Origin of the sequence: Saccharopolyspora hattusasensis, from assembly GCF_050972075.1 — a bacterium.
GTDB lineage: Bacteria > Actinomycetota > Actinomycetes > Mycobacteriales > Pseudonocardiaceae > Saccharopolyspora > Saccharopolyspora hattusasensis.
Map to the genome: position 1 here is coordinate 7,595,762 of NZ_JBPCDC010000001.1, position 24,417 is coordinate 7,620,178.

At 68.8% G+C, this 24,417-nt stretch carries 23 protein-coding genes and 1 pseudogene; 8 read left to right on the forward strand and 16 right to left on the reverse strand.

The features are described from left to right. Nucleotides 1-42 precede the first annotated feature (42 nt). Nucleotides 43-834 (reverse strand): SAM-dependent methyltransferase, encoded by a 792-nt coding sequence (locus tag ACRXBZ_RS36075; RefSeq protein WP_433882889.1) that lies wholly within the window; start codon nt 832-834, stop codon nt 43-45. A gap of 525 nt (nt 835-1,359) precedes the next feature. Here ACRXBZ_RS36075 and ACRXBZ_RS36080 point away from each other — a divergent pair. Continuing rightward, entirely contained in the window at nt 1,360-2,415 is a 1,056-nt protein-coding gene (locus ACRXBZ_RS36080) for an MDR family NADP-dependent oxidoreductase (RefSeq protein WP_433882890.1), read from the forward strand. Nucleotides 2,416-2,526: 111 nt separating this feature from the next. On the opposite strand, the gene ACRXBZ_RS36085 is transcribed toward ACRXBZ_RS36080, so the two are convergent. Next, nucleotides 2,527-3,150, reverse strand: a complete 624-nt coding sequence (locus ACRXBZ_RS36085; RefSeq protein WP_433882891.1) for an IclR family transcriptional regulator — start codon at nt 3,148-3,150, stop codon at nt 2,527-2,529. Between the two features lie 94 nt (nt 3,151-3,244). Between ACRXBZ_RS36085 and tnpA the strand changes: the two genes are divergently transcribed. Further along, entirely contained in the window at nt 3,245-3,613 is a 369-nt protein-coding gene (tnpA, locus tag ACRXBZ_RS36090) for an IS200/IS605 family transposase (protein WP_433882892.1), read from the forward strand. Continuing rightward, nucleotides 3,610-3,888, forward strand: coding sequence for a helix-turn-helix domain-containing protein (locus tag ACRXBZ_RS36095; RefSeq protein ID WP_433882893.1), 279 nt, complete (start codon nt 3,610-3,612; stop codon nt 3,886-3,888). Before tnpA ends, ACRXBZ_RS36095 begins: the two co-directional genes overlap by 4 nt. A 63-nt stretch (nt 3,889-3,951) precedes the next feature. Here the strand turns inward: ACRXBZ_RS36095 and ACRXBZ_RS36100 are convergent. Next, nucleotides 3,952-4,156, reverse strand: a pseudogene (locus tag ACRXBZ_RS36100) (transposase); the annotation flags it as partial. A 15-nt stretch (nt 4,157-4,171) separates the two neighbouring features. Between ACRXBZ_RS36100 and ACRXBZ_RS36105 the strand changes: the two are divergent. Beyond that, the gene (locus ACRXBZ_RS36105) at nt 4,172-5,557 is read left to right on the forward strand and encodes a carbon-nitrogen hydrolase family protein (protein WP_433882894.1); all 1,386 of its coding nucleotides are present in this window, start codon (nt 4,172-4,174) and stop codon (nt 5,555-5,557) included. A 151-nt stretch (nt 5,558-5,708) separates the two neighbouring features. Here the strand turns inward: ACRXBZ_RS36105 and ACRXBZ_RS36110 are convergent, their stop codons facing one another. Beyond that, the gene (locus ACRXBZ_RS36110) at nt 5,709-6,140 is read right to left on the reverse strand and encodes a hypothetical protein (protein WP_433882895.1); all 432 of its coding nucleotides are present in this window, start codon (nt 6,138-6,140) and stop codon (nt 5,709-5,711) included. A 123-nt stretch (nt 6,141-6,263) separates the two neighbouring features. On the opposite strand from ACRXBZ_RS36110, the gene ACRXBZ_RS36115 reads away from it, so the two are divergent. Continuing rightward, nucleotides 6,264-6,755 (forward strand): TetR/AcrR family transcriptional regulator, encoded by a 492-nt coding sequence (locus ACRXBZ_RS36115; RefSeq protein ID WP_433882896.1) that lies wholly within the window; start codon nt 6,264-6,266, stop codon nt 6,753-6,755. Nucleotides 6,756-7,217: 462 nt separating this feature from the next. On the opposite strand, the gene ACRXBZ_RS36120 is transcribed toward ACRXBZ_RS36115, so the two are convergent. Beyond that, a complete protein-coding gene (locus tag ACRXBZ_RS36120; RefSeq protein ID WP_433882897.1) occupies nt 7,218-8,540 on the reverse strand; it encodes an MFS transporter in 1,323 nt (440 codons plus the stop codon). Between the two features lie 379 nt (nt 8,541-8,919). Between ACRXBZ_RS36120 and ACRXBZ_RS36125 the strand changes: the two genes are divergently transcribed. Then, the gene (locus ACRXBZ_RS36125; RefSeq protein ID WP_433882898.1) at nt 8,920-10,191 is read left to right on the forward strand and encodes an ISAs1 family transposase; all 1,272 of its coding nucleotides are present in this window, start codon (nt 8,920-8,922) and stop codon (nt 10,189-10,191) included. A 540-nt stretch (nt 10,192-10,731) separates the two neighbouring features. Next, complete coding sequence (locus ACRXBZ_RS36130; RefSeq protein WP_433882899.1) at nt 10,732-11,301, forward strand: manganese efflux pump MntP; 570 nt, start codon at nt 10,732-10,734, stop codon at nt 11,299-11,301. A 60-nt stretch (nt 11,302-11,361) separates the two neighbouring features. Here the strand turns inward: ACRXBZ_RS36130 and ACRXBZ_RS36135 are convergent, their stop codons facing one another. The 4 genes from ACRXBZ_RS36135 to ACRXBZ_RS36150 form a co-directional block, all read right to left on the reverse strand. Continuing rightward, on the reverse strand, nt 11,362-11,829 hold the full coding sequence (locus tag ACRXBZ_RS36135; protein ID WP_433882900.1) for a DoxX family protein: 468 nt from the start codon (nt 11,827-11,829) through the stop codon (nt 11,362-11,364). Further along, nucleotides 11,826-11,969: a hypothetical protein gene (locus ACRXBZ_RS36140; protein ID WP_433882901.1), complete on the reverse strand. Its 144-nt coding sequence runs from the start codon at nt 11,967-11,969 to the stop codon at nt 11,826-11,828. The genes ACRXBZ_RS36135 and ACRXBZ_RS36140 overlap by 4 nt, the downstream gene beginning before the upstream one ends. 362 nt (nt 11,970-12,331) lie before the next feature. Next, nucleotides 12,332-13,066, reverse strand: a complete 735-nt coding sequence (locus tag ACRXBZ_RS36145) for a class I SAM-dependent methyltransferase (protein ID WP_433882902.1) — start codon at nt 13,064-13,066, stop codon at nt 12,332-12,334. A gap of 157 nt (nt 13,067-13,223) precedes the next feature. Then, on the reverse strand, nt 13,224-14,303 hold the full coding sequence (locus ACRXBZ_RS36150; protein WP_433882903.1) for a saccharopine dehydrogenase NADP-binding domain-containing protein: 1,080 nt from the start codon (nt 14,301-14,303) through the stop codon (nt 13,224-13,226). 72 nt (nt 14,304-14,375) lie between these two features. Here ACRXBZ_RS36150 and ACRXBZ_RS36155 point away from each other — a divergent pair, with 72 nt between their 5' ends. After that, nucleotides 14,376-15,296 (forward strand): NAD(P)/FAD-dependent oxidoreductase, encoded by a 921-nt coding sequence (locus ACRXBZ_RS36155; RefSeq protein ID WP_433882904.1) that lies wholly within the window; start codon nt 14,376-14,378, stop codon nt 15,294-15,296. A gap of 65 nt (nt 15,297-15,361) precedes the next feature. Here the strand turns inward: ACRXBZ_RS36155 and ACRXBZ_RS36160 are convergent, their stop codons facing one another. The 7 genes from ACRXBZ_RS36160 to ACRXBZ_RS36190 are packed head-to-tail and all read right to left on the reverse strand — an operon-like array spanning nt 15,362 to nt 24,344. Next, nucleotides 15,362-17,308, reverse strand: a complete 1,947-nt coding sequence (locus ACRXBZ_RS36160; RefSeq protein WP_433882905.1) for a condensation domain-containing protein — start codon at nt 17,306-17,308, stop codon at nt 15,362-15,364. Further along, complete coding sequence (locus ACRXBZ_RS36165; RefSeq protein ID WP_433882906.1) at nt 17,305-18,447, reverse strand: class I SAM-dependent methyltransferase; 1,143 nt, start codon at nt 18,445-18,447, stop codon at nt 17,305-17,307. The genes ACRXBZ_RS36160 and ACRXBZ_RS36165 overlap by 4 nt, the downstream gene beginning before the upstream one ends. Continuing rightward, nucleotides 18,437-19,777 carry a class I SAM-dependent methyltransferase gene (locus ACRXBZ_RS36170; protein ID WP_433882907.1) on the reverse strand — a complete coding sequence of 447 codons (1,341 nt, stop codon included), beginning with the start codon at nt 19,775-19,777 and terminating at the stop codon, nt 18,437-18,439. The genes ACRXBZ_RS36165 and ACRXBZ_RS36170 overlap by 11 nt, the downstream gene beginning before the upstream one ends. Next, nucleotides 19,767-21,152: an ABC transporter ATP-binding protein gene (locus ACRXBZ_RS36175; RefSeq protein ID WP_433882908.1), complete on the reverse strand. Its 1,386-nt coding sequence runs from the start codon at nt 21,150-21,152 to the stop codon at nt 19,767-19,769. Before ACRXBZ_RS36175 ends, ACRXBZ_RS36170 begins: the two co-directional genes overlap by 11 nt. After that, a complete protein-coding gene (locus ACRXBZ_RS36180; protein ID WP_433882909.1) occupies nt 21,149-21,928 on the reverse strand; it encodes an ABC transporter permease in 780 nt (259 codons plus the stop codon). Before ACRXBZ_RS36180 ends, ACRXBZ_RS36175 begins: the two co-directional genes overlap by 4 nt. Then, the gene (locus ACRXBZ_RS36185; protein WP_433882910.1) at nt 21,925-22,842 is read right to left on the reverse strand and encodes an ABC transporter permease; all 918 of its coding nucleotides are present in this window, start codon (nt 22,840-22,842) and stop codon (nt 21,925-21,927) included. The genes ACRXBZ_RS36180 and ACRXBZ_RS36185 overlap by 4 nt, the downstream gene beginning before the upstream one ends. Continuing rightward, nucleotides 22,839-24,344 carry an ABC transporter substrate-binding protein gene (locus tag ACRXBZ_RS36190; protein ID WP_433882911.1) on the reverse strand — a complete coding sequence of 502 codons (1,506 nt, stop codon included), beginning with the start codon at nt 24,342-24,344 and terminating at the stop codon, nt 22,839-22,841. The genes ACRXBZ_RS36185 and ACRXBZ_RS36190 overlap by 4 nt, the downstream gene beginning before the upstream one ends. Nucleotides 24,345-24,417: the final 73 nt, after the last annotated feature.

Genomic DNA, 24,417 nt, shown 5'->3' on the forward strand with positions numbered 1-24,417 from the left:
CGCCAGGAAACGGTCGGCTCACCGGCAGGCGATACCACGCCACTACGGCTTGCGGCCTATCGCGCCGTAGGCGTCCAACGGCTCTCCCGCGTCGGTCTGGGCAGCGCCAGGCCGCCAGTGGTTGATCGGGGTCAGACCAGGCCCGGCCAGCTCCAGCCCGTCGAAGAACTTCGCCACCTGCTCCACCGAGCACAGCCGGTACGGGATCGCGCCGCTGTTCGCGTACTCCTCAGCCGCTTTGCGCGCCGTCTCACTGACGTTGGTGTTCTCCCACAACACCAAGTAGCTGCCGGACGGAACCGCTGCCATCACCTGGCGCGTAATCGACAACGCCTCCTCGTAATCGGGGACATGTCCGAGTACGCCCATGAACATCACCGCGATCGGCTGTGTGAAGTTCAGCGTGGATCGGGCATCCGAAACGATCACCTCGGGCTCGTGGTAGTCGGCGTCGACGAAGGCGGTCACGCCCGCGTCAGTGGTGTTGGTCAGCAACGCTCGGGCGTGCGTCAGCACCAGCGGGTCATTGTCGACGTAGACGACCTTCGACTCCGGCGCGACCGCCTGGGCCACCTCGTGGGTGTTCTGCAGCGTCGGCAGCCCCGTCCCGATATCGAGGAACTGACGGACACCGGCTTCAGCTGCAAGATAGTGCACCGCCCTCATCAAAAACTGCCGAGATTCCTTGGCGATCTGCACGATCTCCGGCTGGATAGCAATCCACTCGTCCCCCGCAGCCCGGTCGACGGCGTAGTAATCCTTCCCGCCCTGCCAGTAGTTCCAGATCCGCGGCGATGACGGTGCGGTGTAGTCGATGTCAGCGCTATCAGCCACCAGGTACTCCGTTCCTCGTCACGGGGCCTCCGCCCGTACCTTAGCGTGACACCCCAAACGGCTTTCCGTCACCACCAGCGTTCCCAGACCACCTGCATCTGTTGGGGCAGCACGCCAAAATCCGGCGTACCAATCGCTCGCTGCGTGTCTCCGGACTGTCGCGTGCTTTTCGCGAGCACTGCTGCGCGTTGCCTGGGCGGGTGCATTGCGTGATCTCCGGTGGTCTGAAATGGTGCAGCCACCTAAGGTCGGTGTCTGAGGCCGAAAGCAACGATCTGTCTGGGGAGGTCGACCGCTCCTGATCGCAGTGATCGTCGACAGTTCCATTGTCGCGCGGCCCAGGGCAGTGGACGAGGCCTGGGCTCGGCCGTGTTCCCCCTGTCAGATACGGGTTTCCGCATATCCACGTCCGAACGAGCCGTGCCGAGGCCCCTCACCGATGCGGTGGCAGGAGCGGCTTCCACCACTCCGTTTCCGTTCCAGCACCAAGGCACTTCCATTCCATGATGAAACGAGGAGCATAAAGTGAAGGTCGAGAAGTGGATCGTGCGGGAGCACGTCGATGGCGTGCCCGATGTCGACCGGATGTATCAGAAGGTGGTCGAGGACCTCGTCGTCGACCTCGCCGACGACGAGATGCTGCTCCGGACGAGGTACGTCTCCGTCGACCTCTTCCTGCACGGCATCACCCTGGCCACTCCGGTCGGTACGCACGCGGGAGGCGACTCGATCATGGAGGTGATCGAGGCCGGGCCGCGAGCGGCGTTCGCGGTCGGCGACCTCGTGCAGGGTTGGGGCGGCTGGCGCACCCACCTCGTGAGCACCGGTGCCGAGATGCCGTGGAACACCGGTCCGTTCCCGATGGTCTTCCCGGCCTTCCGCAAGCTGAACCCGCAGCACTTCGACGATGCGCTTCCACTCCCGACGGCCTTGGGCGTCATGGGCGGTGCGGGCTTGACCGCGTGGGGCACGATGACCAAGTTCCTGACGGTCCGCCCCGGTGACACGGTGGTGATCAGCGCTGCTTCCGGCGCGATCGGCACCCTGGTCGGCCAGCTGTCCATGCGAGCGGGCGCCCGGGTTGTCGGGACCACCGGCTCCGCCGGGAAGGCGGAGTACCTGACTGGTCTCGGTTTCGACGAGGTGATCCACTACCGGTACGGCGACGCCGCCGACGCGGTGCGCGAAGCACTCGAGAAGGCGGCGCCAGACGGCGTGGACAAGTACTTCGACAACATGGGCGGCACCATCACCGACGTGGTGTTCCGGATGCTCAACGTGCAAAGCCAGGTGGCGGTGTGCTGGCAGTGGGAGAGCCAGGTCGGGGAGGAGGACACCGGTCCTCGCCTGCTGCCCTACGTCATGTACCCGCGCACCACCATCCGCGGCATCTACGCCCTGGAGTGGTTCACCGAGGACAACTGGAACGCACTGGAGAAAGACCTCGGCGGCATGATCCGGCGCGGCGAGATCACCTACGACCAGACCATCTACGACGGCTTCGATGCCATTCCGGCGGCATACCGCAGCCTCTACCTGGAGCGCGAGGCCAATCGCGGGAAGGTGCTCGTGCGGGTGTGATGCTGATGCGGCTCGCCCGGCGCTTCCTCATCTTTCGAGGGGCGTTCCGGGCGCCGGATCCTGGGCGGTGTTTCAGTCGCTTGGCCTGGCGGGCGACCCGGCTTACTTTCCCTATGGCTGTTTCAGCGCATTCTCGATCGCCGTGGCCGCGACCCGGAGTCGGCGGACCGATTCGTCGATTCTGCCGATCAGGCGTGATGTGGGACCGGAGATGTTGATGACGGCGGTCAGCTCACCCGTGTGGTCGCGGATCGGGACGCCGACCGACGTCAGGCCGATCTCCACTTCCTCGCTGGCCATCGCGTAGCCCATGGAGCGCTCGGCGTGCAGTCGCTCCAGAAGTTCGTCGAGGGTACGAGGCGCCGCTGGGGCGAAGATCGGCATTCGGAGGTCCTCTTCGGTGAGTGCTTCGACCAGTTCGTCGCCGGAGTCGAACAGCAGCGCCCGTCCGGATGCTGTGCAGTGCATTGGGGAGCTCCGTCCCACCCAGCCGCCGGCTCGAAGGGATTGGGTGGATTCCTCGCGCAGGACGGTGAACGATCGGTTTCCCCGTTGCACGGACAGCAACGCCACCTCGCCGGTGCGTGCCACGATTCCGCGGAGCGCGGGGCGGGCAGCGCGCAGCAGCGCCGTGTCTCCCGCGCTGGAAGCCAGCACCAGCAGGGTCCACCAGTTTTCGGCGAGGGGACCCGCTGCTTTTGCTGCGGGTGAATCGCCGCTACGTTTCGCAAGCATTGGGTCTTTCTCGCCTCCTCCCTTCGTTATACATGTGTCGTTTGTATACTTGCGGTGTGTCTGTGACTAGGAAGGTTCGCCGGTTTCCGGTGGCGTGTACGACCTTGGGCTGCACGTGGTGTGGTGCCCGAAGTACCGCCGCTCGGTCCTTGGTGGTCGGGTTGCGGCACGACTGGAAGAACTGATCCGCGTGAAGGCCGACGAGCGGGGGTGGGCAATCGTGGCACTGGAAGTGATGCCGGACCACGTGCACCTGTTCGTCAAGCACGACCCCAAATCGTCGGCATCGTACGTGGCGAACCAGTTCAAAGGCTTCACATCCCGTGTGTTGCGGGAAGAGTTCCCGCTCCTGCGGTCGCGCCTGCTCACGTTGTGGTCCTCGTCGTATTTCGCGGCGTCGGTGGGTGCGGTGAGCGCCGATACGGTAGGTCGGTACATCGAAACCCAGTGGGAGCGCACGTGAGGCGCGCCTACAAGTTCTTGCTCCGGCCGACCAGCAAGCAGCAGCAAGCGTTGCGGGAAATGCTGGCCGATCACCGTGTGCTCTACAACGCCGCGTTGCAGGAACGCCGGGACGCTTACCAGCACCCCTCGCATACCCGAGTCCGCTACGGCGACCAGTCCGGCCAGCTCAAAGCGATCCGAGCGTTCGACCCCGAACGTCAGGGGCGCTGGTCGTTCTCGTCGCAGCAGGCCACCCTGCGGCGGCTGGACAACGCGTTCACCGAAGAAACGTAGCGCGGATGCCCCGTCGTTTAGGGCGGGGAGGAAGCGCATCAATTCCGTGCTTAAGCCGACCACTCAGGCAGCGGGGCGGGTTTGCCGTTCGATGTACTGGCGCATCACGGAAATCGGTGCGCCTCCGACCGGCCCGGCAAAGTAGGAGCCCGACCACAACCGGACACCTCTCCAGTAAGCGAACCGCAGGTCTTCGTGCTCCTAACGCAACAGCCGGGAGGATACCCCCTTTGAGGGAGTTGACCAGTTTCGACACCGCGACCTTGGGCCCCGCGCCAAGGCGTTGAAGGACGTCAAGGCCCGGTTGCCGATGCGGCAGCGGGCGGGCATGCCGAAGTTCAAGAAAAAGGCGCTCGCGCGTCCGAGCTTGAACTACACGCTGCGCGGGTACCGGATCACCGACGGTCGCCTGCACCTGGCGGGTGGCGTCGTGTGCACGGTGGTGTGGTCCCGCGAGGTTCCCTGCGCGCCGTCGTCGGTGCGTGTGTACCAGGACGCCCAAGGGCACTGGTATTGCTCGTTCGTGGTCGCGACCGAGGTACGGTCGTTGCCGGAAACCGGTCAGGTGATCGGCATCGACTGGGGTGTGACCGAGACCGCTACGACCACATCCGAAGCGCACGATCTTCCGCATGCCGAGCACGGCAAGCGTGCGGCGGTGAAGCTGGCCCGCTATCAGCGGATGATGGCCCGGCGTGCCGGCCTGACATACGAGCCGAGGCGTGCGCGTCGTCGAGTGGGCCGTCGTGGGGGAGCATGGTCTCGGCGGCACGGTTTCCGCCGGATCGTGGTGGTGAACAGTGCGCGACCGAACGCCCCGTGCTCACCGGCTCCGGTGACCACCAGGTCGCCTGCCACCACCGGGAAGGAAGCTGAGATGCGTGTTGCCGTCGCCCAGACCGCCACCGGCCCCGACAAGAGCGCGAACCTGGCCGAGATAGCCGGTTTCGCGGCGCGCGCTGCCGAAGGGGCGGCCGAGCTGCTGATCTGCCCGGAAGCCGCGATGGTGACCTTCGAGGACGACCGCGCCCGGATCCGGACGGAAGCCGAGCCGCTGGACGGCCCGTTCGCCACCGGTATCCGCGAATTGTCGACCGAAACCGGTCTCACCATCGTGGTCGGCATGCACGAACCGTCCGGTAGCAGCGACGGCCGGGTGTACAACACCTCGATCGTGGCTTCGCGGGGCGAGCTGATCGCCCACTACCGGAAACTGCACCTCTACGACGCCTTCGCGATGCGGGAGTCCGAGGACATCATCGCCGCCGACGCCGACCCGGTCACGTTCCGCTGCGGCGGCCTGACCGTCGGCTTGATCACCTGCTACGACTTGCGCTTCCCGGAGATCTTCAGGGACTTGGTGGACCGGGGCGCGCAGCTGTTCGCGGTGTCAGCAGCATGGGTGCGCGGCAGCTTGAAGGAAGACCACTGGACGACCCTGCTGCGGGCACGAGCGGTGGAGAACACCTGCTACGTCGCGGCCGCGGGACAGGTCAACCCGAAGAACATCGGCCGCAGCGCGGTCTTCGACCCGCTGGGCCTGCAACTCACCGATCTCGGCGAGCAGCCCGGCGTGGCGGTGGTGGAGGTGACGGGGCAGCGCTTGGAACACGCCCGGGCCGTGCTGCCTTCACTCGCGCACCGCCGCTACGCCGTGTCACGGAAGTAGTCGCGAGTGTCCGGATTCGCTGGCCGAACCCGGGGTGGGGGGCGCGGGGAATCGCCGTGGGGATCGGACACCTGGTGCGGACCGGGGTGACCACGGATCGAGTGACTGGCCGAGGTGGTCGGAGGTCAGATCGAGTATGACGTGCCCTGCGTCACGCCACGGCCCTTGCGGTCGACCAGGCCGTCCAGCCCTGGCTGAGCACATACGCGGCCAGCAGGATGAGCGTGACGGCTCCGTCGGCGATCAGCGCCGCGTCAGCGCCGTCGGCCCCGCCGCCGAAGGACAAGGCGGCCAGGGTCAGGGCGAGTTTGTTGAGGATTGCGAGCTCCCAGATCCCGGCGTAGAGCCGGGGGCGGTAGACCAGCAGCAGGAACACGCCCGCGAAGAAACCGAAGCCGAGCATGCGCCGGGTCTCGACCATCCGTGTGGCCGGTCCGGCGTCCGCGACGGCGCCCACTGCGCCGGCCACCGCGGCGACGGCGCCAGCGGCGGCGAGGACGAGCAGGGCCCGCGCGACGCGGTCACGGATCCGCGGGGAGCCGGTGCCGGTCTTGACGTGACGGGATGGGGCACGAGCGGGCATCGACGCTACCTTTCACCCTAACGGCGTTAGGGTGCTAACCTAACACCGTTAGGTCCTTCTAGGAAGGCGGGACGGATGGCTTCCCGCGCACTGAGCCGGCTCACCCCGCGAGCCCGGGAGATCGTGCAGACCGCGCGGCAACTCCTCGAGCGGGAAGGTCCCGATGCGCTGTCGATGCGTCGCCTCGCCACCCAACTCGGGATCCGCGCCTCCTCGATCTACGAGCACCTCCGCGACAAGCAGGCACTGGAGGCGGCGCTGATCTCGGTTGGCTTCGAGGAGCAGGCCGAACTGTTCGCGCAGGCCGTCCATCGATCCGACACCCCGATCGCCGCCCTCACCGTCGCGTACCGCGACTTCGCGCGCTGCCAACCGAACCTCTATCGGCTGATGACCGAGCGGCCCCTGCGCCGCGACCTGCTCACCTCCGGCGTCGAGGAGGCGGCCGCAATGCCGGTCCTCGAGGCCGCCGGCGGTGACCGCGAACGAGCACGGGCCATCTGGGCTTTCGCGCACGGCATGGTCATCCTCGAGCTGAACCAACGTTTCCCACCCGACGCCGATCTCGACACCGCCTGGCGCAAAGGCATCGACGCGTTCCACGGCACGGGCTAAGCGAGGTGACGTGATGACGGCGTGGTAAGCCGGGCTGCGGTGGTGGACTTCGCGTCGCCTGGCGCATTTCCGGCGTTGCGGTTGTCGGGTTGGGTGTGGTTTGCGCTTGAATTCGTGTGAGGTGAAGGGATCGGCTCTGGTGGTCATGGCGGTCGCGGGGCGCTGTTTCCTGGGCTGCGTTCGTGTGATCGGTCACGTGCTCGGTTTTCTTCCCGCGCTGCGAAGGCATGTTCTGTTGGCTGCGTGCCCGTGACCTCACCGTCTCCCGGACCCCGGTGGTTTTCGGTGGTGGCGCGGGCAGGAAGGTGATGATCGCTGCGTTCCGAGGTGGCCCGTGCGCGTTTTTCGGGGCTATAGCGCTTGAAACCGCTCACGATTCATCCCACCGCCCACAGTGGACCCAAAGCGAACACCACGGCCAGGTGGCATCGTGCGTCAGGCTGACGCGGCGGAACGGTCGGCTCACGCCACCGGCTCGGGTCGCTCGGCGCCCGTCCGCAGCGACAGCCGCGATGTCTCGGGCAGCGCGAAAGCGACCACGAAGACCGCGGCGGCGACCACCATGAGGTAGAACGCTGGCGCGATGGAGCTGCCGGTGACCGACACCAGCCAGGTGGCGACCAGGGGCGCCGTACCGCCGAAGACCATGTAAGCCAGGTTGTAGCCGATTGATGAGGCGCTGTACCGCACCCGCGTCGGGAAGATCTCCATCTGGATCGCTACGACGGCGGCGACCACGAAGCTCCACGGCAGCGCGACGAAGAGCTGACCGAGGATGGCTGTCAACAGACTGCCTTGGGCGGCGAGTAGGTATCCAGGCACGCTCAGCGCGATGAACCCTGCCGAGCCGATGAACAGCAGCGGCTTGCGTCCGATCCGGTCGCCAAGCAGCCCCGCCGCCGGCACCAGCGGGACGGTCACCGTGAGCGCGGCGGCGTTCGCCAGCAACGCCGCGGTAGGACTGATCTTGATCGTCACTGTGAGGTAGGAAACGAAGTACGTGCCCAGCGTGTAGGCACCCAGCCCGCTTAGCGACGCGATGGCGAACACCAGCGCGATTTGCCGGCCATGATCCCGCATTGCCACGCGCAGCGGCGCCCTCTCGACCTCGTGCTTGCCCGCTGCCTCCTGGAACGCCGGCGTCTCGTGCATGCGCAACCGGATGATCAAACCGACGATCGCGAGGGGGCCGCCGATTAGGAATGGCAGCCGCCAACCCCACTCAACGAACGCCGCCTCGGACATGATCACCCGCATGCCCAGCACGGTCAGGGTGCCAAGGACGGCCGGTAGCGTGGTGAAGGTTGCGGAAATGGCGGAAAACAGTCCGCGCCGGTTGGGCGGTGCATACTCGGTGATGAACGACGTCGCACCGGTGAACTCCCCGCCGCCGGAGAAGCCTTGGACCAGCCGGCACAGCGCCAGCAGGGCTGGCGCGAGCAGCCCGACGGTGGCGTAGGTGGGCAACAGCCCGATTGCCATCGTGGCGGCACCCATCAGCAGCACGATGGTAGCGAGCACGTTACGGCGGCCGAGCCGATCGCCCAGATTGCCCCAGACAACGCCGCCCAGGGGCCGGGCAACGAAGGCCACGCCATAGAGCGCGAACGCGGAAAGCAACGCAGCGTAATCGTTGCCTGGTGGGAAGAAGAGCATGGCGACGATTGGGATGGACGCCGAGTAGATCGCGAAGTCGAACCATTCCACGAAGTTGCCGATGCTTCCCGCGGCGAGCGCCTTCAGCCCCGATCGTGGGCCGCGCGCGCCGAGGGCGTCGTCGGTCATGTCCGAACCTCCTTGAGGAAAGCCCGCTGGGGACGCGCCGATCGATGTGACGGGCTGCAGGGCATGTGTTCCAACAAGTGGGCGACGGTATAGCTTACTAGGCCAATAGTCAATTTTTGACCTTTAATAAATCAATGCCAGTAAGTTTCCCCACCAATAGTTTCCCGCCAATAAGGCCATGGCCAAGCCGGTGACGGATCAGGGCCCCGGCGGTTTGATCTTTTGGGTGGAAGTTCCGGTTTGGTCCGGTTTGGTCTTGGTGGTCCTGGTGAAAGGGTGAGCGCGGCTCTCTGGTGATCTTTCAGGTGCTTACGCCGAAGGATCGTGTCAGGAGCCGCGCTCGTGTCCACAGTATCGTTGTCGTCGATCAGTCCGGTTCTTGACCAGTTGGCTGGTCTGGCCCGCCAGGATCGCGGGCGGGCACTGGATTCGGCGTTTCCGGAATCGTCGCTGGTGGCAAGGCTTTTCGCAGGTGCCCGACCGAAGGAAGCGGCGGGGTCGGCGCCATGACCTGGTGGCGGTGCTGGTCCTGGCGGCGTGCGCGACGCTGGTGGTGGGCACCGACTCGGTGACGGCGATCTGGCAGTGGGCGGCCGGCACCTCGCAGGAGGTGCTGGCGCGGATCGGTGCCCGGCGGGACCCGCTGCGGGGCCGGTACCTGGTGCCCAGTGAACGCACCTTCCGCCGCGTGCTCGCCGGCCTGGACGGCGAAGCTTTCGATGCGGCGACCTGCGGGTATGCGGTTGATGTGGTCCGCGGCCGTGCCCCGGTTCCGGTTGTGTCCCGCACTCCTGGCCCGGTTGAACGAGAGGAACGCCGCGCCGCCCAGCGCGAGCGGGAGCATCCCGCCCCGCCTGGGCTGCTGCCCGGCGCGGCGGTGGACGGCAAGGCCCTGCGCGGGTCGGTGACCGCTACCGGTACGCGCACCTTCCTTCTCGGCGTGATCTCGCACGTCACCGGCGTGGTCCTGGGTCAGCAGCAGGTCCCGGACAAGAAAGGAGAAGGCGGTCAACTCGAGAAGCTACTGGCACCGCTGGATGCCGCGGGGATGGTGTTCACCCTCGATGCCTTGCATATCACCAAGAAGACCGCGCGCCTGATCACCCAGGACCTCGGCGCCCACTATGTGCTTATTCTGAAGGGAAATCAGCCGTCGGCACTCAAGGCCGCCCGCACCGCCCTGGCCGGGCTGGATACCGACTGGGCGGCCAGCAGCACGGTCGAGAACGATTGCGGCCACGGCCGCACCGAACGCCGCGGCATCCGCACCGCCACCACCGACGACACGCTGTTTCCCGGAGCTCGCCAAGTCTTCCGCATCCGCCGCGACGTCGGCGGCCTCGACAATATCTGGACCAGCAAGGAAATCATCCACGGGGTCACCAGCCTGCCCGCCGGCCTCGCTCGCCCCGAACACCTCAACCACTACCAACGCCAGCACTGGACCGTCGAAAACCGTCTTCACTGGACCCGCGACGTGACATTCCACGAAGACTCTTCCCAACTCGGGACCGGCACCGCACCCCGCGCCCTGGCCGGCCTGCGCAACCTGGCGATCAGCACGTTCCGACTTGCCGGACGCGCCAACATTGCCCACGCACGACGCGACCTCCACAACCACAACGACGCTTTCACCGTCTTCGGCATCTAGCACAAACGGTCAAACCAGACAAAGATCAACAACGCCGGGGCCCTGGGTGACGGATGAGTCTTCTACAGTCCCGGATGGTGTGGCAAGTGGCCGCACGGCCTACCTCAGCGGCGAGAGTTTGGCTGCGCGGTCGTCTCCAGTACCCGGATCCGGCGGCATCGGTCATTGACTACAGGAGCAGGAGCGGGAGGATCTATGGGAAAGTTTGTGGTGATCTGATGCGAGAGTTGTATTGGTGGACTCGATGAGTCCTTTGGGCAGGCCGTGTTTTAGGGCCGCGTTGATGGCGGCGCGGAGCTACCGGTTTCATCACCCTTGGTTCGGCGGATTCTGCCGTCGCCTGCCGACACTTTCAGTTTCCTGCCCAGACGCCAGTTGCTCGTCCCGCCTCGCCGCCGTCGTCGCCACCGATTGCGGATGCTTGTCCGCCACGGCACCTTGGGAGCTGGAGCATCCTGATCGGAAAGGGAGAGCGTTCATGCGGCAGGTGGTGACAGCTGCGCGTACGCGGGAGCGGATGTGCTTCGTGTGGGCGGCGACATGATCGGACAGGTCGCGAACCTCGTTGCGCTTGGGTTCTTCCTCGGCCTGGACAATTTCCGGACCGCAGTCCTGCTCGGGCCGCTGCGGCTCAGTTGGCGCAGGATGATCCTGGTTTCGGCGAACTTCGGGTTCTGGGACGGCGCCGCGCCCCTGGTGGGCCTGCTCCTCGGACATTACGTCGGTGAGGCCATCGGGCCCGTGGCCGACTACGTGGGCCCGGTCGCGCTCGGTGCGTATGGCCTGTACCTGCTGCTGCGAGGGTGGCGGCACCCGATGACCGACTCCGAGCAGGAGCTAGAGCACTCGTGGGTGCTGTTCGGTCTTCCGCTACCGCTGAGCGTGGACAATGTGCTCGCAGGCGCCAGCCTCGGATTGCTCGGGTTCTCCCCGTGGCTGCCAGCCGTGCTCTTCGGAGCCATCACCGCCGTGATGTCCTTCGTCGGGCTTGTGCTGGGCCGCACCACCTTCCGCCTTATTCGCAGGCGACTCAACATCCGCTACGAGATCGTGACCGGCATCGCCCTCGTCATCGAGGCGATCGTGCTTGGCCTCTCCGCCGGCGACTGAAGCACCGGCGCTGATCGACACCGTCGAACTCGTCGATGCGGGGTAGCGGGTGATCGGCTGTCAGGCGGCAGAGTGCCGTGGGGCGGTCAGCCAGGCGTCCAGTGACCACGCTCCCGCGCCGACGATCAGTAGGAACACTGAGCCGAACAGCTGGCTGAGTTCGGGGCGTGCCTCGTGTATGTAGCTCCACACCCCGCCGTGGGCCAGGAGGGGGAACTTGGTGAAGACCTCCGCACCGAGCATGTCGATGATCATGGGGATGGCCGCCAGCCGGGTGAGCAGCCCGAGGATGAGCAGCACGCCACAGCCGATCTCAAACACCCCGTCGAGGTAGGCGAAGAATTCCGGCGCTGGTAGTGGGGTTTCGTTGGCGAACCGGCCGGGGCCGAGCTTGGCCGGAAACAGGAATTTCTGGATCCCCTCGGACAAGAAGATGCCGCCGACGACCAGCCGGATGAGGATCGTCGCAGCCGGGGCATCAGTGCTGAGCAGTCGCGTCCACCATCCCGTGCGCACCGCAGTGGTCATGACGGCGCTCCTTCCGGGTTGTCGCGATGTTCTCCGGTGTGGTCGTGGTAGCCGAGGACTTCCCGTGCCAGCTCCCGCAGTGCCGCCCGATCGGCAGCTAACGCCTCCAGGCCCGCATCGGTCGCGCGGTAGACCCGCACCGCTGACGGCCTTCCACCAGTTAGTGCTCGGTCTCTCGATGGAGAAATCCGATATCGGCTTCCGCTACTACGAGGCGGTCGAACTGCTGTGCAGCCGCCGCAAGGCCCGGGCGGGTTGGAGGTGAGCCGCGCCGCTCCCCCGGCCGTGTCGCGTGGTGTTCATGGCCTGGGCCCCTTCCGTTCCCCGTAGATATCGGAATTCGATATCGTCTCCCGGAATCGTAAGCCGGTACAAGATCGAGGACGAGGGCATCAGGTCCTTGCAGGCCCGGAATTAGCTTGTGCACCGACATGCTCGCCACTCGCGCGGGGCAGCGGCCTTGCCCGGCGGGGCCCGTAGGGGCCGGGGCGGACTGCGGCCATCAAGCCTGCGTCCGGCCGATGGTGAACATGCCGAGATCCGCCGGATCCAGGCGGTGCAGCCGCAGGCCTGCCGGCGCGAGTTCGTCGCGCAGCTGCGGTTCGCTGACCAGGTGCCAGGCGTAGCTCAGCTTGCGCTCATCGACGATCTGCTCGTTCTGGTAGGTGCGATACGTCATGTGCCAGGTCAGCATCTCCTCGCCGGCGGGTTCTGCCCGTGCCCGGCATTCGTAGCGCCGACGTCCGACGCGCTCGGATGCCACCACCGCCTCCGGGACCTCGACCGGCTCGGCCGGGGGTTGGAGGTTGAGCACCGCCCGTCCGTCCGGCGCGAGGCGTTCGGCCAGCAGCCGCCAGATCTCCAGACGCTCGAGAGGGGAGAAGTGGCCGATGACGTTCATCGCGACCACCAGGCTCAGCCGGCCGGGCAGGGCAGCGTCCAGGAACCCCTCCGGTAGGACCGTCACCCGCTCGCGCAGCGAGTCGTGTCCGTTCACCCTGGCCAGCAGCGCCGACCGCAGGCCCGCGGAGGGTTCCACGGCGAAGATCTCGGCGTCCGGCAGCGCGTCCGCGAGCACCAGGGTTCCGCTGCCGCTGCCTGCACCGACGTCCACCACCGGCCCGGAGGTGGTGTCGGTCGCGCGGGCCGCCGCGGCCAGTGCGGGACCGAGGGCGCTCCAGAACGGGCCGATCAGGATGTCGATGAACTCCGCCGACTCGGCGTACTGGTCGATCACGGGACTCCTCGTGTCCTGAGACGGGTGTCGGGCTTCTGGTGTGGTCAGTTCTGGCGCGCGCGGCGCTGGAAGTCGGGCGCCCAGTGCAGCCGGCTGGGCAGTCTGCCGGCGGTCAGCGAGGTGGGCATAAGACAGACAGGAATGATAACCATTATCGTTAAGGTCTGCCAGTGATGCTGCCGGTCGGGTCCTGGATGGAAAGGGACTGGACGAGGGGGTCGCGGTGGAGCGCTTCGGCGATGTCGGCGGGATTCAGCACGCCGTCCGCGAAATGCACTCCTGGGGCGATCTTCTCCCGGAGGACGGCGTCGGCCGTCAACGCCGCGACCACGCCGCTGAGCCGGTACGGGTCGCTGGTGCGCAGCGTCAGCGACGATGACGCTCCGGTGGTGGTCGGGATGCAGGCGGTGAGCACGTAGTACGGGTCGCGCTCGCGCAGGTCCGATTTCGCCGCCTGCGTCAGCAGTTCGATGTAGTCGTTCCGGAACTCGGGGTCGTCCGCCCAGGCCATCGCCAAGGTGGTCGGAATGGCCTGGGAAGCGTAGGCCGTGTAGAAGCGCAGTTCGGCGAGTCGGAGTTCGGCCGCCAGCCGGGCGCTTTCGGTTGGCAGGAAGGGCATCGCGTCGACGGTCTCGGGAAAGCCGGGCGGCTGCACAAAGCGCTGCGGGGTCAGGCTTCGCGAGGCCACGGCCCCATTTCGCCATCGGGCCAGCGATTCCCCGAAGTCGGGGCCCTGGGCCAGGAGGATGTCCGCCGCCGATGCCGGTGTCATGTGCACGGCGCCGCCGACGTGGATGTCCAGCCGATCGCCGGGGCTGGCGATGAGCCGGGGGAGCAGCCCGGTCAGGCCTGGCATCAATCCTGCGGAGAAGACGGCTACGTGGTCGCCGAACGTCGGGCCGAGCGCGCGGAGGGCTGGGATGTCCCCGGCGACGTCGACGTAGTGCGCGCCGGCTTCGAGCGCCGCTCGGGCCACGGTGTCGAGGATGTGGTACGAGGGGCCGGCGCAGTTCACGACGAGGTGTGCGCCGGAGCAGAACTCCTTGAGGCTCTCCGGTTCGCCGATGTCTACGTAGGACAAGTCGATTCCGGGTAGATCTCCGGACAGGGTGCGTCCTCGCGACGGATTGCGCCCGCCGACGCGGATCCGGTCGTAGCCGTGCGCGCAGAGTCGGCGGACCGCTGTGGTGCCGACTTCGCCGTAGCCGCCGAGCACGGCGATGAGCCGATCGGCCATCGTTACCCCTTCCGTAGGCTGTTCATTACAACGATAATCGTTTCCATTACTTTTGGACCAGAGGGAGCAACCGTGTTCGACGTGATCGTGATCGGCGGTGGGCCCGCGGGGCTCAGCGCCGCGCTCGTGCTGGGACGGCAGCGCCGCCGGGTGCTGGTCGCCGATGGCGGCCAGGTCCGCAACGCACCCGCGGACGAGATGCACATGTACCTGAGCCGGGACGGGTTCTCGCCGCACGAGCTGTTGTCGCTGGGGCGCGCAGAGCTGGCCGCTTACCCCGGTGTCGAGCTGCGGTCGGGGCAGGTCGCCTCGGTTTCCGGCGGCATCGACGGCTTCACCGTGGAGTTCGGCGACGGAAGCCGGGAACGTGCGCGGCGGCTGATCCTGGCGACCGGGCAGGTCGACGAGCCCTACGACATCCCGGGCGTACCGGAGCGCTTCGGCCGCAGCATCTTCCATTGTCCCTTCTGCCACGGGTGGGAGGCCACCGGTAAGACCCTGGCGGTGCTCGGCCGCGACGTCCCGCAGGTGATGCTGGGCCTGTATTTGGCCGACCGCTACAGCGACGACGTGGTCGTGGTAACCCATGGAGCGCACGAGTTGCCGGACGATGTGATCGCCAAGCTCACGGCGCGCGGTCTCGAGGTGCGCACCGAGCCGCTGGCGAAAGTGACCGGCGAACTCGACGCGCTCCAGCTGCACTTCGCCGACGGATCGGTGCTGGAGCGGCAGGTCATCTTCCACCGCGCACCGACCAGGCAACGCGCACCGTTCGCCGCCGATCTCGGTTGCGCGATCCTGGAGGACGGCTGCGTGCAGGTCGACGAGCTGCAGGCGACCACGGTTCCAGGGGTGTTCGCGGCCGGGGACATGGCACGTGTGCCGGCGGTGCCGGACGCGCTGACCCTGGTCAGCCAAGCCGCTGCGGACGGTGTCCGAGCGGCCGTCTGGTTGGAGCAGGGCCTTTTCCGCGCCACTCTGGCCGATTCCTGACGTTTGACAGTCGTGAGTGCGCAAGCGGGCTGCAACCCGCTTGCGCACTCACGACCCCGGTCCCGTCAGCGTTCGGACGAGGCCAGCGCGGCGAGCCCGGAGATCGTCGGGGCTTCGAGGAAGTCCCGGACCGCCACCGCGATTCCCTTTTCCCGGGCGAGCTTTCCGAGGACCCGGACCGCGAGCAGCGAATCGCCGCCGAGGGCGAAGAAGTCGGCCGCGCGGTCGGCCCCGCTGATGGCCAGCATCTCCTCCCACACCTCGGCGATGGTGCGTTCCAGCTCGGTTCGCGGTGCACCACCCTCTTCGGTCCGGCCGTGGCGTGCGTACCGGCCGGCGCGCAGCTCTTCGGATTCCGGTGCGTCCGCCGCCGCGGGCAGCGCCACCGGGTCGTCCCAACCGCCGGGCTCGGCGAGCGTGCGGGCGATACCGGTCAGCTCGCGGAACATCGCGTCCACGGTGGAGGCGTCGAAGAGCTCGTCGACCAGGGAGAACACCAGGTACATCTCATCGCGCAGCTCGAACATCCGCACTTCCAGCGCGACCTGCGGGGTGCGAAGCTGCTGGTGGTGGTCGGCCATGTCGATGCGGCCCAGCGGGCCGGCGGTGTCCGGCACGCGTTCGCCCATCGCCGCGTCCATCCCGAGCGTGCTCTGGAAGACGATGGGAGCGACGGGGCGGTGCGTGCCGCGCCGGCGGCCCAGTTCGCGGGACACCTCGACGCCGCTGATCAGGTTGTGCGACGCCGATTCGCTGAACCGGCGCTGGTTGTCGGTGGCCAGTTCGGCGAAGGTGGCGCCTTCGGCCAGCTCGACCGGGATCAGCATCGTCGAGGCGAACGCGCCGACGATCCGGTGCACGTCGGGGTGCAGCGGCAAGCGGTTGAGCTGCAAGGAGTTCAGCAGCATGCGGCGGTGTCCGGCCTGGCGGGCCAGCACGATCGCGTAGGCGGTGAACATCGCCGCCGACGGCGTGACCCCGCGCGCGGTGCACTGCTTGCGGAACGCCGCCCAAGTTTCGGCGTCCACAGTGGTCTGGCGGGTGCCCATCAGCGCTGGCCGCACCTCGCGCGGATCGGCGACCAGCGGCAGGGCGGGCGGCAGCGGGAACTCGTCGAGGCGGTCGAACCACCAGTCGCGGTCGGCCTCCCAGGCCTCGGTGTCGGGCAGCGTGGCTACCGACGTGACGTAGTCGCCGTAGTCGACCTCCAACGGGGGCAGCATCGCGTTCCAGTCGGCCACCAGGGCGAACAGGTCGCGGTAGAAGACGTTCGACGACCAGCCGTCGATGATCAGCAGGCTGACCGCGTTGTGCAGGCGAGCGCGGTCGCCGGGCAGCAGCGTCAGCCGCATCGTCATGCCGGGGCCATGCGCGGGGTCGGGGCCGGTGGTGCTCATCTGCGCACGGATGGCGGCCACCGTCGCGTTGGCTTCGTCCTCGGAGGCGTCGCGCAGGTCGATCACTTCGACGGCCGGTACGGCTTCGGGGTCGTCGGCGGCCAGGATGCGCTGCCGGCCATCGGGCAGCACGCGGGCGCGCAGCGTGGGCTGGTGCCGCACGAGTCGGCGCAGCGCGTCCTGGAGTGCCTCGGGTGCTTCGTCGGGGTCGACGTCGGTGAGCCCGATGTCGACGTAGTGGTGCGCCGATTCGTAGGACAGCTCCCAGCCGTCCTGCTGCCCGACGAAGTAGCCCTGCTGCAACGGCAGCAGCGGGAACGGTGCGACCGGGTCGGGGCGGCGGGTCACTTCGACCGGCAGTGCCCGGCCGCTGGATGCGCCCGCGCTGCGGCGGGCCACGAGGTCGGCCAGTTCGGCGAGGGTGATCTCCACTCGTACGTCGGACAGGGCGAGCGCCACTCCGAGCTTGCGGCGGACCACGGCGGACATTCGCACGGCGAGAACCGAATCCCCGCCGAGGTTGAGGAAGCTCGAATCCGGCGGGATCTCGTCCAGGCCGAGCAGCTCGGACCAGATCTCGGCCAGCACGGTGCTGATGTCGGGTTCGGTGGTCAAGGTTGCTCCAGTTCGTCGGTTCGGGCGGCGAAGACGTGCTGGCCGAGGGCGGCGAGCGGGTGGTTCGGGTCGGGCAGGTCGAGCAGCGGGGCGAAACCGGCCGCGGTCAGTTCGGCCAGCCACTCGTCGCGGGTCAGGAAGATGCGGTCGGTCCCGGCCCGCACGTCGGTGGCACCGGGTTGCGGTTCGCCGTCGCGCGGGGACATCAGGAACTGCATCGACGTCATGGCCTGGTAGTGCTCCCGGCACGACTCGATCACCACGAGCAACCCGCCGGGCGCCAGCAAATCCCGCAACCGCGCCAGCACGTGTCCGATGTGGACGGAGTTGTGCAGGACGTTCGCGGCGAGCACGACATCGGCGGAGCCAGGATGCACGGGCTCGTCGGAGTTGATGTCGAGGATTCCGTAGCGGAGCAAGCCCCCGAACCGCTGCCGCCCGGCGTCCAGGAAGAACTGGGACACGTCGGTGAACAGGTAGTCCAGGGCCTCATCGGCGAGCGCCGGGACCACGGCGGCGGTGGTCCCGCCGACACCCGCTCCGAGCTCCAGTACGCGGAGCGTGCCACCGGCGCGCCGGCATTCCCCGCGCAGCAGATCGACGGCTGCCGCGTTGAGGTACCGGTTGATGACGTTGTCCTTGTAGGCGCCTTCGGCGGTCGCGAGGTCTCCGTCGGGGAACAGCAGCGTCTGCACGGCCACCTCGTCGCGGAGCAGCCGGGGAAGCTGCTCGATCGCCGCCAGGAAGAACCGGGCCATCTCCGCCGGATATCCCAGGCCGCGCGCGGCTTCGTCCACCCGCGCGGCGGCGTCGGCCGCCTGCGCTCGGCCCACGGCACGGAGGCCGTGCACGAATCCCGTGGTCTCTTCTCGTTGCAGCAGGCCCTCTTCCTGGAGGGCGGTCAGCCAGCGGCGGAGGATCCAGCGGTGCCTGGGTGCGACGCGCAGCCGATCGGCGATCTGGTCCCAGCGGTGCCTGACCCCGGGCCGGAACAGGCCGTTGCGGCCGAGAGTGCGGGCCATCGCCAGCACCGCGGCGTGGTCGAGCTGCCGCATGAAGCCGGGCAGCGCGGCGGTGTCGACATCGTGGATCGCGGCCGCGGCGGATCGAGCGACCTGGTCCAGAACTTCAGCCCGCATCTCGGCCTCCCGGATCGACCGTGATCGGCACCGGTGCGTGGCCTGCGCGTCGCAGTTCCCGCCGGGCGACCTCGGTGAGCCGGCGGCGGACGAATCCGGGCAGCGGCTCGTGCGCCGTGCCCGGGCCGGGGATTTTCTGCACCGGTCGGGCGGCCGACAGCGCGGGGGCGATGACTTCGAGCAGCCGTGGATCGGCCGGGTCCAGGCCGACCACCGCGTCCAGGTCGCCGATGGCGTGGCGCAGTTCGGCGGCGGTAGTGCCGGTGTCGGCGTCGAGCAGCCGGTTCGGGATCTGCGCGACCCGCACCGGCGAGCCGCCGAGACGGGCCCGCAGGGCCGCGATCCGGTTGCCGGCGGGAAGGTCAGGCCAGCCGATCGCGGTCGGTGCCGCGACGGGGGCGCTGGGTTCGACGTGGAGCACCGCGTCGAAGCGGAAGCGGGTCAGTTCGGTGTCGGCGCGCATGGTTTTCGCGAAGGTGGCCATCCGGACCTCGCGGCCTGCCGCCGCGGCCAGCGAGGCCAGCAACGGCGGATCGAAGAGCAGTTCCTCGTCGCGGTCCACCCGTTCGTCCAGCTCTGCGTCCGCGACGGCGGCGTCGAGCCAGCGGTGGTGGTCGCGCAGCAGTCCGGCATGGCGAACGTCGCCGACGATCACGGTGCCACCGGGCGCGACCATGCCGATCGCGTCCTGCACGACCGCGCGCAGATATTCCACGTCGGGGAAGCACTGCGTGACGGAGTTCAGCAGCACGCAATCCGGCCGAGCGCCGGGAAAGGCGGTGGCGATGGCCTCCTGCACCACAGCGCTGCGCGCCTCGTGCGCGGCGGCTTGCACGATCACGGCACCGTCCGGCGCCGATGTGGACAGCTTCCGGACGGCATCGGGGGTGACGTCGGTGCCGACGTACGCGTCGATGTGCGGATGCAGGCGGTGCATGAGCATGCCCGTGCCGCAACCGAGTTCGAGCACCCGGCGGGGTTTGTTGCGCAGCACGAGTTCGACGGTGTGGCGCAGCCAGTCGGTCATGTGCTCCACCGGGAACGGCTCGCCGGTGTCCGATGCCCGCCAGCCGGACAGGTCCAGGTCGTCGGCATGCCGCCCGGAGGCCTTGGAGTAGGTCCAGTCGTAGACCTCGCTCCACTGGTCGAGGTGTTCGGTGAGTAGCGCGCCCGGCGTCGGCCGCACGGCGAGCGCCGCGCGGGCCGGGACGAGACGCACCGCTTCGTCGGCTACTTCGGCCGCGGCGATCCACGGGTGGGCGCTGAGGTGCTCGGCTGCCTGCCAAAGGGCGGCTGTGCTGTCGGCGGGCACGGGGTCGTCACCGGGCACGGGTTTCCTCCGATCGGTCGGAAATGGTGGGGAGCAGGCTGCGCTGGTGCAGCCGGAGGGTGCGGTCGGCGCGATCGGCGATCGTCCGGTCGTGGGTGACCAGCAGGACGGCGAGTCCGTCGGCGCGCAGCCGGTCGAGGAGGCCGAGCACGTCGTGGGCCGTGGCCTCGTCGAGCGCGGACGTGATCTCGTCGGCCAGGAGCACATCGGGCTTGGCGGCGAGCGCTCGCGCGAGGGCCACGCGTTGGCGTTGCCCGCCGGAGAGCTCGCGCGGAAAGCGCTTGGCGGTGCCTTCGAGCCCGACCACGCTCAGCAGTTCGTCAGCTCGTTTCCGCGCGGCAGCGCGAGAAACGCCGTCCAGCACCTGTGCGGCCCGGGCGATGGCGGAGCCGACGCGGTGCGCTGGGTTGAGCGCGCTGGCAGGGTCCTGGGCGACGAATTGCACGGCGCGCAGTTGCGTGCGGGACCGGTGCTCGACCCGGCCCGGGAGGGGGTCGCCCCGCCACCGGAGTTCGCCCGCATCGGCCGCGTGCAGGCCGGCCAACGTCCGCAGCATGGTGCTCTTGCCGCCCCCGGACGTTCCCAGCACGGCGACGAATTCGTGCCTGCGGAGTTCGAACGCGCCGTTGTGGAGCAGGGGTGCGCCGCCTTGGGAGATCGTCAGGCCGGATGTCGAGAGCACGGGTGCGCCCGATCTCGTCGAGCATGTTCGCGCCGAGGCAGGCCTCGCCGCTTGCCCGAGTGAGATGACGCGGTCGCTCACCTTCGACACGAAATCCCGGTCGTGCGAGACCAGCAGCGTCACCGAACGCCCGTCACCGCGCCGCGTCGCGATGGCCCGCATGACCAGTTCCAGGGCTTCCGGGTCCAGACCGGTCGTCGGCTCGTCGAGCACCAGCAAGGGCCGATCGCCCACCAGCGCGCGGGCCAGCGCGACGCGTTGCGCCTGCCCACCGGAAAGTTGACGCGGGAGCCGCCGCCACAGCTCGGCGCTGTCGAGTCCGATGTCGTCGAGCGCCCGCCGGGCCAATGACACCTCCGGTGCGCCTTCGGCGACGAGGGAATGCACGCGCTGCAGGGGATTCAGCGCGGCGGCGGGATCTTGGCCGACGATGCCCGCCGTCCGATACCGCCACCGCCGGGCGGCCCGTCCGGGCAGGATCGTCCGCCCTTCCCAGCAGACCGCTCCCTCCGCCCGACGCAGTCCCGCCGGCAGGGCGTCCAGGATCGCGCGCAGCAGGGTGGATTTCCCGCTGCCGGACGGGCCGACGACCGCGACGACATCACCGACGGCGGCCTGCAACGAGAAATCCCGGATCACGGCGCGTCCCCGCCCGTCGAGCACGGTCATGCCGCCGACTTCCAAGCCGCTCACGCCGACCTCCTGTCGAGCAGTGACGCCGCCCCCGCGACACCGGCCGTCAGCACGGCCAGCGCGACCGCAGGTGCGATCACCCCTGCCGGGTTGAGGCCGGACCCGGGCAGGTTCTCGCGGATCATCAACGCCCAGTCGGCCATTGGTGGTTGGGCACCGAAACCGAGCAGGCCCAACGCGGCCGCGAGCTGCACGGCGACCACGAACCGCATGCCGACGTCGGCCGAGATCAGGCCGGTCATCGAGGGCAGGACTTCCCGGATCAGGAGCACCGCGTCGCGTTCGCCGCGGCAGCGCGCCGCCTCGACGTAGCCGGATCGGCGGGAGATCCGGGTGGCGTCGCGGACCACCCGCAGGGTCAGCGGGGTGCCGCCGCAGACGGTTGCGGCCACGACCGCGGCGTCACCGGGCAGCGAAACCGCCAGCACCAGCGCGACGAGCAGCAGCGGGATGGCGAGCAGCAGGTCGGCGATCGCGGTCAGCAGCCGGGAGATCCAGCCGTCGGACCAGCCGGCGAGCAACCCGCCGGCGACACCGAATGAGGTGGCCAGCAGCGCGGCGAGGATCGAGACCAGTACGAGGTCACGGCCACCGGCCAGCACCCGCGACAACACGTCGCGGCCGAGCCCGTCGGTGCCGAGCAGGGCGGTCGTGTCCGGGGATGTGTGCGGCAGGCCGATGATCTCGGTCGGGAGGTGAGGAGCGAGCAGCCCGCCCAGGACGGCCGCGCACACCGCGGCGATCGCGAGGCCGCAGGCCATGATCGCGCGCTTCATGAGGCGCCACTCCGAACCACGTCGGCCAGCCACAATCCGGCGAGCACGACTGCCGCCCCGAGCATTGCCACGGCCTGCACTGCCGGCACGTCACGGTTGGCGACGGAGCTGACGAGTAACTCCCCGAGGCCGTTGTAGCCGAACACGGTCTCGACCACCGTGGTGGCCGCGATCAAACCGCCGCAGAGCACCGCGAGCACTCGCAGCAGCGGCGCGAACAGGAGGGGGAGGACGTGCCGGGCCGCGACGCGCCAGTGCGGCACACCGCGCAGGACGGCATCCTCGACGTGCGGGAGTCGTCGCACGTCCGCCATCGCCCCGGCGAGCAGGCCCGCGCCGTATGCCGCCGCCGGAAGCGCCAGCGACAGCGTTGGCAGCGCGAGCAGTTCCGGGCGCTGCCACGGGGACTGTCCAATGGGGAGCAGTGATACTCGCGGCAGCCAATGCAGCAGCCCGGAGAACAGCGCGACCAGCGCGCCGGCGACCACGACCTGCGGGACTGCGGCCGCGGCGGCGATCGCGCCGCCGACCGGGGACCGCAGCCGAGTCGAGCTGCCCACCCAAGCCGCCATCAGCATCAGCGGAACCGCGACCAGCAGCGAACAGGCGGTCAGCGCCAGCGTCGCCGGCAACCGTTCCGCGATCAGTCCCGCCACGGGCCGGTCGCTGACCAGCGACCGGCCCGCGTCACCGTGCAGCAGACCGCCCAGCCAGCGGCCGAAGCGCAGCCAGACCGGGGCGGCCAGCCCGGTCTGCTCGCGCAGCCGGAGCAGCTCCGCATCGCTGGCCCGGCCCCGGGTCCTGGCCTGCGCCGCGTCCCCGGGCAGCAGTTCGGTTCCGGCGAAGACCAGGACGGCGACCGCGAGCAGCAGCAGGGCGCTGCGCCCGGTCGAGCGCAGCGGTGGCGGAATCACGAGGCGTTGATCCGGACCTGGTCGATGAACAACCGCTGGAAGCCTGGTCCAGTGGGCAGTCCCGCGACCTGCGGGCGCGCCAGGTCGAGGCCGTCGCCGGCGCCCCACACCAGGTAGCCGCCTTCGTCGCGCACCTGCTGCTGCAACCGGCCGAGCTGGGCGCTGCGCCCGGCTTCGTCGGGGGTGGCCAGTGCCGCGTCGAAGGTTAGGTCCCAGTCCGGCCGGTGCCACGCGGTCTCATTGGTCGGTGAGGTCGACAGCAGCGTCATGCGAGCGACGTCGAGGAACGGGATTCCGCCGAGGTAGCTGACGTAGAAGTCGGCCTGCGAGTAGACCTGGGTCCAGTAGGTGTCCTGCGGTTCCACCTGCACGCGGATCTGGATGCCGGCGGCCTTGAGCTGGTCGGCGAGCAGCGTCGCGGCGGTGTCCATGCCCGGGTAGGCGGTGGTGGTGCGCAGCGTGAGATCCAGCCCGCTCGCGTGCCCCGCCTCGGCGAGCAGCTGTCGCGCTCGGTCGAGGTCGCGCCGGCGCTGCGGTGGTGCCGGTGCGGTCGGGTCGGCGGGGGTGAGCAGGTCGTTGCCGACCATGCCCTGGCCGAGGAAAACGGTGTCCACCAGCTGCTTGCGATCCACCGCGAGCTTGATCGCCTCGCGAACTCGGGGGTCGTCGAACGGTGCCCGGTCCAGCCGCATCACCACCGGGTACACCGTGACCGCCGGCCGGTGCACGACCTGCAGACCGTCCTGTTCGGACTGCCGCGCGGTCGCCGGGTTCACGCTGCCCGCAACGTCGGCCTGCCCGGCGGCGACCGCGTCCGCCCGGGCCTGTGGATCGGCGATCGCGCGGATCTCGATGCGCCGCAGCGGCGGGCGTGGGCCCCACCACCGGTCGTTGCGTTCCAGCACGGCGGCGGCGGCATCGCCGCCGACCATCCGGAACGGGCCGGACCCCGCCACCGGGTTGCCGAAGTCAGTGCTGCCCTCGGGCACGACGAAGGTCGCAGACTCCAGTGCCCTGCCGACCTCGGTGAAGGGCTTGCGCGTCACCAGGTTCAGGGTGTGGTCGTCGACCGCGGTGGACGCCGCGAGGTCGAACATGGCCATCCGGCCGTAGTTCTCGGCGGCCTTGTCCTGCATCCGGCGCAGCGAGAACAGCACGTCCGCCGCCCGCACAGGTCGTCCGTCGGTGAAGGAAGCATCCGGCCGCAGCGCGAGCGTCCAGCGGGTCTGCGTCGTGTCCGGCGTCCATGAGGTGGCCAGTCGGGGCTGCGTGTTGCCATCCGCGCCGGGAAAGGTGAGCACGTCGTAGAGCAGCGCGAAGCGCATGGCGTCGGACTCGTTGCCGAGGCCGCCGTGTGGATCGTTGCTGGCGGCGGCGGGAGCGCCGACCGCGGCGTAGCGGAGTGTGCCGGTGCTCGTGCCTGGCGTGCTGTTGGCGGCGCACCCGGTGGCCACCAGGGCGGTGGCCAGGGCTGCGCCGAGGACGAACTGTCGTCGTTGCATCGAGGTCCTTCGTCAGTCCGGGCCCGTGCGCTTCCCGGGCGGCCATGGCCGCCCGGGAAGCGCACGGGTGGTG

What these genes read in the sequence shown, in the direction of transcription:
- ACRXBZ_RS36085 (WP_433882891.1), bottom strand. Translation starts at nt 3,150, where the DNA reads ATGCTTGCGAAACGTAGCGGCGATTCACCCGCAGCAAAAGCAGCGGGT.
- ACRXBZ_RS36110 (WP_433882895.1), bottom strand. Translation starts at nt 6,140, where the DNA reads ATGCCCGCTCGTGCCCCATCCCGTCACGTCAAGACCGGCACCGGCTCC.
- ACRXBZ_RS36120 (WP_433882897.1), bottom strand. Translation starts at nt 8,540, where the DNA reads ATGACCGACGACGCCCTCGGCGCGCGCGGCCCACGATCGGGGCTGAAG.
- ACRXBZ_RS36130 (WP_433882899.1), top strand. Translation starts at nt 10,732, where the DNA reads ATGATCGGACAGGTCGCGAACCTCGTTGCGCTTGGGTTCTTCCTCGGC.
- ACRXBZ_RS36135 (WP_433882900.1), bottom strand. Translation starts at nt 11,829, where the DNA reads ATGACCACTGCGGTGCGCACGGGATGGTGGACGCGACTGCTCAGCACT.
- ACRXBZ_RS36150 (WP_433882903.1), bottom strand. Translation starts at nt 14,303, where the DNA reads ATGGCCGATCGGCTCATCGCCGTGCTCGGCGGCTACGGCGAAGTCGGC.
- ACRXBZ_RS36165 (WP_433882906.1), bottom strand. Translation starts at nt 18,447, where the DNA reads ATGCGGGCTGAAGTTCTGGACCAGGTCGCTCGATCCGCCGCGGCCGCG.
- ACRXBZ_RS36180 (WP_433882909.1), bottom strand. Translation starts at nt 21,928, where the DNA reads ATGAAGCGCGCGATCATGGCCTGCGGCCTCGCGATCGCCGCGGTGTGC.
- ACRXBZ_RS36190 (WP_433882911.1), bottom strand. Translation starts at nt 24,344, where the DNA reads ATGCAACGACGACAGTTCGTCCTCGGCGCAGCCCTGGCCACCGCCCTG.